This window comes from Shinella lacus (assembly GCF_010994755.1).
Taxonomy (GTDB): Bacteria; Pseudomonadota; Alphaproteobacteria; order Rhizobiales; family Rhizobiaceae; genus Shinella; species Shinella lacus.
In genome coordinates this window covers 156324-164200 of record NZ_WHSB02000013.1, presented here as the reverse complement: position 1 = coordinate 164200, position 7877 = coordinate 156324, and the positions used below count along the sequence as shown (strand labels likewise).

The 7877-nt window shown below is 65.6% G+C and carries 7 protein-coding genes and 1 pseudogene; all 8 read right to left on the bottom strand.

Annotation, left to right across the window (positions count from 1 at the left end; genetic code table 11):
• Positions 1 to 322 (bottom strand): annotated as a pseudogene (gene purU / locus GB927_RS26570) (formyltetrahydrofolate deformylase); the annotation flags it as partial.
• 27 nt (positions 323 to 349) lie between these two features.
• Positions 350 to 1495 (bottom strand): quaternary amine ABC transporter ATP-binding protein, encoded by a 1146-nt coding sequence (locus GB927_RS26565; RefSeq protein WP_256120238.1) that lies wholly within the window; start codon positions 1493 to 1495, stop codon positions 350 to 352.
• Between the two features lie 4 nt (positions 1496 to 1499).
• On the bottom strand, positions 1500 to 2372 hold the full coding sequence (locus GB927_RS26560) for an ABC transporter permease (RefSeq protein ID WP_439655533.1): 873 nt from the start codon (positions 2370 to 2372) through the stop codon (positions 1500 to 1502).
• A 118-nt stretch (positions 2373 to 2490) separates the two neighbouring features.
• The gene (locus tag GB927_RS26555) at positions 2491 to 3495 is read right to left on the bottom strand and encodes a glycine betaine ABC transporter substrate-binding protein (protein WP_256120237.1); all 1005 of its coding nucleotides are present in this window, start codon (positions 3493 to 3495) and stop codon (positions 2491 to 2493) included.
• Positions 3496 to 3597: 102 nt separating this feature from the next.
• Positions 3598 to 4602 (bottom strand): Ldh family oxidoreductase, encoded by a 1005-nt coding sequence (locus GB927_RS26550; protein ID WP_256120236.1) that lies wholly within the window; start codon positions 4600 to 4602, stop codon positions 3598 to 3600.
• Between the two features lie 10 nt (positions 4603 to 4612).
• On the bottom strand, positions 4613 to 5191 hold the full coding sequence (locus GB927_RS26545; RefSeq protein WP_256120235.1) for a DUF3726 domain-containing protein: 579 nt from the start codon (positions 5189 to 5191) through the stop codon (positions 4613 to 4615).
• The gene (locus GB927_RS26540; protein ID WP_256120234.1) at positions 5188 to 6882 is read right to left on the bottom strand and encodes a hypothetical protein; all 1695 of its coding nucleotides are present in this window, start codon (positions 6880 to 6882) and stop codon (positions 5188 to 5190) included. Before GB927_RS26540 ends, GB927_RS26545 begins: the two co-directional genes overlap by 4 nt.
• Positions 6879 to 7874, bottom strand: a complete 996-nt coding sequence (locus tag GB927_RS26535) for a membrane dipeptidase (protein ID WP_256120233.1) — start codon at positions 7872 to 7874, stop codon at positions 6879 to 6881. Before GB927_RS26535 ends, GB927_RS26540 begins: the two co-directional genes overlap by 4 nt.
• Positions 7875 to 7877: the final 3 nt, after the last annotated feature.

The window sequence follows — 7877 nt, the reverse complement described above, 5'->3', positions numbered from 1 at the left end:
TCTTCCAGCGGTAGAGCAGGTCGTTCAGGCAATGGCCGAAGCGCGACACCATGAGCAGCACCTTCATGCGCTCGTCGCTGTCGTTGAAGCGGTAGGTCATCGCGAATTTCTTGCCGACGGCGGCAAAGCCGGACTTGATCTCCTCCTCCGACACGCCTTCCTGGCTGAGGAAGGTGAGGCGCATGAAGAACAGGCCCGTCACCAGGTCGTCGAACTGCGAACTGTCGGAGATATAACACCCCTTCTCGGCGAGGTAGCCGGTGATCGCGGCGACGATGCCGCGGGTCGATTGGCAGGATACGGTCAGCACATGGCTCTTCATCGGTTCTTTTCTCTTGGATGTGGCGCCTCAGACCGGGCGTGCCGAACGCGCCAGTGCCTTGAAGGCCATTTCGCGCGTCAGCATGCCCGTCGCCGCGCCGCCCTCCGTGACGAGGATGGCGTCCTGCGCGGCGAGCAGCGGGAAGCACTGGCCGATGGCGGCACCGGCATCGACGGACGCCACCGCGATCGCCTCGCCCGTTGCACCGCGCGCGAGAAGGCGGGGTGCGACACCATTGGTAACGACAACGCCCGGATGCTCCCGCAACAGCGCGGCCGAGCGTTCCGGGGTCGCCTCGGCACTCGTCAGGACCGGAACCTTCGTGAAGGCCTCATGCGCATACATCGCCCGCGACAGGTCGACCTTGCGCACGAAGCGCTCGACATAATCGTCGGCCGGGCGGAACAGGATTTCTTCTCCCGTACCGACCTGGCGCAACTCGCCGTCCTTGAGGATGGCGATGCGGTCGCCGAGATGGAGCGCCTCGTCGAGATCGTGCGTGATGAAGATGATCGTCTTCTTCAGCCGCGCCTGGATGTCCTTCAGCTGCTCCTGCATGTCGCTCTTGATCAGCGGGTCGAGCGCACTGAAGGCCTCGTCCATCAGGAGCACGTCCGCCTTGGTCGCCAGCGCCCGGGCGAGGCCGACGCGCTGCTGCATGCCGCCCGAAAGCTGCCGCGGGAAGCGGTTCTCGAAGCCCTTCAGCCCGACGAGTTCCAGCTGTTCCATGCCGAGCGCCACCGCCTCGCGGCGGTTCACGCCCTGCAGGATCGGCCCGCAGATCGTGTTTTCCAGCACCGTCTGGTGCGGCAGCAGGCCGAAGCGCTGGAACACCATGGAAATGCCATTTCGACGGAAGGCGAGAAGCTCCTTCGCATTCATCTCCATGATGTTGCGGCCACCGACCAGAATGCGACCGGCGGTGGGCTCGATCAGCCGGTTGAAGTGGCGGATCAGGGTCGATTTTCCCGATCCCGACAGGCCCATGATGACGAAGGTCTCGCCGTTGCGGATCGAGAAATCGATGTCCTTGAGGCCGACGACACAACCGGTCTTCTGCAGCACCTCGGTCTTCTGCGCCCCGGCGCGCAGCTCGGCGATCGCATCGTCCGGGCGGTCGCCGAAGATCTTGTAGACCTTCTCGATCTGGATTTTCACGTCGGAAGCGGTCACGGCCTCACTCTCCGCTGGCAAGGTGTTTCTGGGCGCGCCGTCCATAGGACTGGGCGATGCGGTCGAAGATCACGGCGAGGAAGACGATGGCGATGCCGGCGATGAGGCCGCGGCTCACTTCCAGCCGCTGGATGCCCTGCAGCACCTGGTAGCCGAGGCCGCCCGCGCCGATCATCGAGGCGATGACCACCATGGAGAGCGCCATCATCGTCGTCTGGTTGATGCCGGCCATGATCGTCGGCAAGGCGAGCGGGATCTGCACTTTGAAGAGCTTTTGCCGGGGCGTCGCGCCGAAGGCGGTAATCGCCTCGACCACCTCGCCATCGACCTGGCGGATGCCGAGATCGGTGAGCCGGATGACCGGCGGAATGGCGAAGAACACGGTGGCGAGGATGGCCGGGATCTTGCCCGGGCCGAACAGCATGACGAAGGGAATGAGATAGACGAAGATCGGCAGCGTCTGCATGATGTCGAGCAGCGGCAGGGCCATCGAGCGCAGCCAGTCCGAGCGCGCCATCGCGATGCCGAGCGGAATGCCGACCACGACGGCCACCACCGTTGCGGCGAGCATGAGCGCGATCGTCGCCATGGCGTCGTTCCACAGGCCCAGCGCGCCGATGAAGACAAGCATGACCGCGGCACCGGCGGTCGCCTTCAGGCTGCGCGATGCGGAATAGGTCAGGGCGGCAATGGCGGCGATAGTGACGTACCAGGGCAGCCATTGCAGGAAGGTTTCCATGCCGCTGAGCAGCTTGAGCAGCGGCATCAGCAGCCGCTCGAACACGTCGCCATAGTTCGCCACGACCCAGCTGAAGCCATCGTCGATGGCAAAGCGCAGGCCGCGGGTGTCGATGAGCTCGGGGAAATTGTCTGCCACGGCACAAGCCTTTCAGGATACATCTCTTGCCGGCCACAAGGCGGCGCGAACCATCGGCAAAGGAAGTTTGCAAGGGCAGCGCAACCGGGAGGATTGCGCCGGCCCCACAAGATGGGCCTCAGAACGAGGCCTTGACCTTCTCGACGACATCGGCCGGCACCCACTTGGTCCAGATCGCTTCGTAGTTCTTGAAGAAGTACGTCGCGACCTCCTCCGGCGAGGCCTTGTTGTCGTCGCCCCAGGCCAGCACATCGCTGATCTCGGCGTTCGGCACCTGCATCTTCGACAGGAACTCGGCGACGGCAGGGGCCTTTTCCTTGAGGCTGGTCGTTGCGGCCACGGCGACTTCACCGATCGCCCAGCCGGTCAGTTCCGGCTTCTCGCACTTCGCATCGGTGAGGCAGGTGAACTTGGCCGCGTCATAGGCCGGCATCTCGAGCACCTTCAGCTTGTACTTGCCGATCACTTCGGTCGGCCCCCAGTACCAGCCGATGAAGGGCTTCTTGCGCGAGACCTGCCGGGCGATGGTCGCCTTCAGGTTGGCACCGGAACCGGTCGGGTAGATCTCGTAGGTCTCTTCAAGGCCGAGCGCCTTGACGAGGTTGTTGGTGATGATCTCGCAGCCCCAGCCCGGAGGGCAGGCATAGAAGCGGCCCTTGCCGGCGTTCGATTCGTCCTCGAAGACCTTCCAGTTGTCCTTGAGGTCGCTGACGGAGCGGATTTCCGGATGCGCCTCGGCAACGTAATCCGGGATCCACCAGCCCTCCTGGCCACCGCTCGCGAAGATATCGCCCGCCTTGTAGACGGTGCCCTTCGCCAGCATCTGGTCCCAGGTCGACTTGACGGTGGAGACCCAGAGTTCCGGTGCGATATCCGGCTCGCCCTTGGCCAGCATGGAGGAGGCGGTCGGCACCGTGTCGCCGGGCACAATCTGGACATTGCAGCCGTAGCCTTCGGTAAGGATCGCCTTGGCGACATAGGCGAGCGTGCCGGCGGAAAGCCAGGTCATTTCGGCGACGGTGATGGGGTCGGTCGTGCCGCATTCCGCAGCCTGGGCGGCGTTGCCGCCGAGAACCATGCAGGACAGGCAGGCGCCCGCAAGAATGGATGTCTTGATCTTCATGTCCGTTCCCTTTGTTGTGGTTGTAGTGGTCTTGACGGTTACGATGTCGAAAGCGGCCACTTTTATCAAACCGAAATAACTGATCCGGATTTCAGAAAAACTTTAGCGGAAGAGTGCTTCGATCCGTTCGATCAGCGCCGGATCGATAGGCACGCCGTCGCGCTCGGTGCGCTCGCGTGCCGCCTTCCGGCGGCCACCGGGAAGCCGCGCGCCGTCCTGCATGGCGATGGCGCCAAGCAGACTTGCGACCTGTTGTGAAAAGCCTTCGGAGAAGGCTGAAGGGTCGAAGGCGATGAAACATTGGCCGGTTTTCGGCGGACCGCCCGCCGTGCCGGAAAACGGGCTGGCATCCTTGCTGAGCACCGCCCCCGACAGGCAGGAGGCCAGGATTTCGACGAGAAGCCCGGCACCGAAGCCCTTGTGCCCGCCTGCGGGCAGCATGGATCCTTTGAGGGCGGCGGCCGGTTCCACCGTCGGCGCGCCCTCCGCATCGAGCGCCCAGCCGGGCTCGATGGGCCGCCTTTCGCGGGACCGCAGGAGAATTTCCGATTTCGCGACCACGCTCGCCGACTGGTCGAGCACGAGTGCCGCCCCGCCCCCGCCATCGGGAACGCCGAGCGCGAAGGGATTGGTGCCAATGACCGGCACGCGCCCGCCCGGCGGGGCGATGGAGGCCGGCGCGTGGGTGGTGCAGAGGCCGAGCAGGCCGGCTTCGGCGATGCGCTCGGCGTGGTGGCCGAGCACGCCGCAATTGTAGGAGTTGAACACCGTCATCACGGCGACACCGTTTTCGCGCGCAGCGGTGATGAACTTCGCCCAGCCGGCATCGATTGCCGGATGGGCGAAGCCGGTTGCCGCATCGACGACGACCGCGCCGGGACGCGGGCGCGACACGGCCGGTTGCGCCATGCCATCGACCTTGCCAGCGCGCACATGCTCCGCATAGATCGGCACATAAAGCAGCCCGTGGCTGCGAATGCCGTCGCGCTCCGCCAGCATTGTCGAGCGGGCGACGGCGGCGGCATTGGGCTTGCTGGCGCCCGCGGCCACCAAGGCGCGCAGACACAGGTGCTCGATCGCGGCGAGCGTCATCATCCGGTCCGTCATGGAAACATCCTCAATCGTTGTCGGTCGTGCCGGCGCCGGCGCCCTGGGCGCGCGACAGGTCCGAAGCCGGCACGTAGGTCCTGGCTGCCAGGCTAAGCGCTGCCGCGTAGGCCGCGGCATCGGTCGGCGTTGGCCGCGGCGATCCGGAGCAGGCGGGCGCGGCATCGTCAGGCATAACGCGCAAGGTCTTCATGGTGAGCAACAGGCCGCCGACATCGCTCACCCGGGCGAGTGGGGCGACATCGCCATTTCCCTGCTGCACGGTAAGGTTCAGCCCCGTATCCATCGCCGCCGCGCCGGCAAGGCCGATCAGCAACAGGCTATAGGCCTGATCCTCAGGCAAGCCCTGCTCGGTCTCTCCGCAGCACAGCGCATCGATGGCCGCTTGACCACGGAGAACGGCCTGCCTGCCCTGTGCCTCGTCGCCAAGGGCATCGACGACGACCCTGATGGCATCGACGCCGCGCGCCGAGAGCCAGACGGCTGCGTGGCCGATTTCTTCCGCGACGCCATGGGGCAGGCCCGCGCCGCTGGCCGCCTTGCGGGCGAGCGATTGCACTTCGTTGTAGGAAAGAAGGATCGTCGTCATGGCAGCACCGGAAGCCAGCAATCGTCGGTTTCGCCGGCCGTGATCTCGCCGGCCGTCGGCGCACCCTGGAAAAGCGTGATGCGGGTCCAGCGATCCGAGCGCGGGTCGAACTTCGAGGCGCCGAAGAAGGCGAGCTTGCAGCGCAGCATGTCGATCGGCAGGCAGCGATCCGACAGCAGGTTGTCGCGGATTTCCGCATAGGGCGCAGCCGCCGTCGTCTGGATGCGGCGCACCACGTGACGATGCTGCGGGAAACGCGCGAGGAAGGCGGCGACCGTCTGCCCGTCCGGCGTATCCGCAAGGTCGGCGGCGAGCTGCTGCACTTGCCGGGCGATATCGAGCGGCAGTTCCAGATCCGCGCCGGGCTCCGTGGCGCGACGACCGAGGCGGGGTTCCAGCTTCTCCTCCGAGACATACCAGAACTGGGCGGTTTCGGCCGGCGCGTCGAAGGCGATGGCCATGGCCCAGCCGTAGTGATCACGCAGGAGCCCGCGAAGGGCTGAGACCCGCATGCCCGTTTCAGGCCCCCCTTCCCGCGCGGCCGCCATGCCGTCCGCAAGATCGTCGTTCTCCGCGCCCGCCATTTCAATGATGAGAGCGGCCAGCAACTCCTGGAAGTCTATGGACAGGGATTGCGAACGGTCGAGCAGTGAGGCGACCGGGAACGAGGTGGCCAGCAGCCTTGCCGGATCGATCCAGCCTTCGGCTTCGGTCCATTCCCTGCGCAGGAGCAGGAGGCGTGCCATCAAGGCACCGTCCTCGACCGACCATTGATCGAGATGCAGGGCCGCCTGCCGCCAGAGATCGGCCAACCGGTTCAGCGCCGCCGCATCCGGATACGGCTTCGCCCGCACCCGCGCCAAGGCGGTTTCGCGGGCGAGGACCCAGTTGTTCAGAAGCACCGGATGGTTCGCCAGGAACGGCGCCATGCCGAGGCCGGTGGAGTTGCCGACGCCGATATGGCGGCGCAGGTCCGGCGCGAGCGGCACGAAGGTTTTTGGCGCTCTGCGCCGGGCGACGTGCTCGACCAGATCGTGGGAGAATTCACGGATCAGCCAGACGGTCAGCATCTCCGCCTGGAAGGGACCGGCGAGCCCCTCGCGTTCCGCCAGCACGAAACGATCGGCAATGCCGAACTTGCCGTTGCCGTAGACGGCGGTGGTGCGCAGCAGGTAGCCGACCTCGCCGAGGCGCTGCCGATCCGGCTGGCGGCCGTGGGCGAGGCTGTCGGCGACATGCTCGAAGAAACGCACGGACTTGTTGGCGCGGCTCAGCACCAGATCGCACGGGCCGAACCGCCCCGCTTCCTGCCGCGGCGCATTCGCCCGCAGCCGGTCAATCTCGGTCGCGTCGGGAATACCGTCATAGAGCACGTAGCTCGTATCCCAGGCTTCCGCGATCACGCGGTCGGAGCGCTGGTCGTCGGGAAGCGGGCATGAGAAGGCAACGAGACTGTAGTCGTGCCCGCCGAGCGTGAGCGTATAGACCGCATCGCCAAAACCCGCATCGTCCATGCTCCAGAGCGATCGGCGGACCGTGGTGCCGCTTGCAGCAAGACGGCGGATCAGGCTGCGCAGGAAGCTGAGCCGCGTCGGGAAGGAGGCACCCATCCGCTGCAGACGCATGACGACGTCCGGCGAACGCAGCGCCAACGCCGGTCCTGTCGTGATGTCGAGCGCCCGGCTGGTCATGGCATCGGCCCGAAGGACGCGGTGTAGAACCGCAGCCAGTTGCCGCCCATGATGCCGCCGACCTCCTCCTCGGAGAAGCCGGCATTGCGCAGGCCATGGCGCAGGTTGCCGAGGTCCGCATTGCTGCCGAACCAGGCCGGCTGCCGGGGAAAGCCCGCCGCTGCCGCCGATCCTTCACCGTAATCCGTCGCCTTCGACCAGCGGCCGTTGCGCATCCAGGTCACAACGGAATCCGGCTGATCCTGGCACAGATCGCTGCCGATGCCGACATGCTCGACGCCGTAGCGCGATGCCGTATCCGCGACCATGGCGCAAAAACTTTCCAGCGTGCAGTTCGACCCGTCCTTCAGGTGATGCGGATAGAGCGACAGGCCGAGCATGCCGCCCGACTGCGCCAGCGCCTTCAGCACGGTGTCGGATTTGTTGCGCAGTGCGGGATGCCACCAGTGCGGATTGGCGTGGGTAATGGCGATCGGGCGCGTGGAAATCTCGATTGCCTCCAGCGTGGAGCGTTCGGCGGAATGGCTCATGTCGATGACCATGCCGACCCGGTTCATCTCGGCGATAGCCTGCCGGCCGAAACGGGTAATACCCGGATCTTCCCCCTCGTAGCAGCCGGTGGCAAGCAATGACTGGTTGTTGTAGGAGAGCTGCATGAAGCGCACGCCGAGCATATGGCAGACCTCGATCAGACCGATGTCGTCCTCGATCGGCGACGGGTTCTGCAGGCCGAAGAAGATGGCGGTGCGCCCTTCCCGCATGGCGCGCTCGATATCGCTGCCGGAGCGGCCGGGGAAGATGAGATCCGGGTGACGCTCGAAATGGCGGTTCCAGGCGATGATGTTGGCCACCGTCTCGCGGAAATTTTCGTGATAGGCGATGGTGGCATGCACGGCATGCACGCCGCCGGCCCGCATCTCGGTGAAGACGCTCGGGCTCCAGTTGGCATATTGCAGGCAGTCTACGAGGGGGCTGGCGATCTTTGCGTCCATGGC